The organism is Mycobacterium sp. 94-17, from assembly GCF_035617725.1.
In the GTDB taxonomy this organism is placed as follows: domain Bacteria; phylum Actinomycetota; class Actinomycetes; order Mycobacteriales; family Mycobacteriaceae; genus Mycobacterium.
In genome coordinates, this window is record NZ_JAPIYN010000071.1 from 1 (window position 1) to 779 (window position 779).

The 779-nt window shown below is 66.5% G+C and carries 1 protein-coding gene; it reads left to right on the forward strand.

The window, feature by feature from the left end; all coding sequences use genetic code 11:
- Positions 1-779, forward strand: a 779-nt coding sequence (locus tag OQ789_RS25675; RefSeq protein WP_324689217.1) for a condensation domain-containing protein, incomplete at both ends; no start/stop codon positions are given.

Sequence of the window (779 nt, forward strand, 5' to 3'; positions counted from 1 at the left end):
CAGCTGCTGTGCGCGTTGACCGGCCACCACGATGTGGCCTTCGGCACCGCGGTCTCGGGCAGACCGGCGGAGTTGGCGGGTGCCGATGCGATGGTGGGGTTGTTGATCAACACGGTGCCGGTGCGCGCCCGGATGACGGCGGCCACCACCACCACGGAGTTGTTGGCTCAGCTGCAACAGGTCCACACCGCCACGCTGGAGCATCAGCATCTGGCGTTACCCGAGCTGTTCCGGATCACTGGCCACGACCAGTTGTTCGACACGTTGTTCGTCTACGAGAACTATCCGATCGACACCGCGGCGCTATCGGGTGATCATGAGTTGGCGATCACCGGGTTCAGCGCCCGCGAACACAACCACTACCCGTTGACGGTGGCCGCCCAGCCCGGTGAGCAACTGAGCCTTCGGGTCGAGTTCGACACCGAGGTGTTCGACACCGCCGGCATCGAGGTCTTGATCGCCCGGTTGCAGCGGCTACTGCAGGCCATGACCATCGACCCCGACGCACGCGTGTCCTCGATCGGGGTGCTCGAGGCGGCCGAGCGCACCCGGCTCGAGGCGTGGGGCAACCGGGCAGCACTGGATCACCCAGCACCACAAGCCAATTCGATTCCGGTGGTGTTCACCCGACAGGTGGTCCGCACCCCCGACGCGGTCGCGATCAGCTGCGACGGCCAGTCGATGACCTACCGGCAACTCGACGAGACCTCCAACCGGTTGGCGCACCTGCTGATTGACCACGGGGCAGCCCCGGGCCAGCGGGTCGCGCTGCTGCTGGC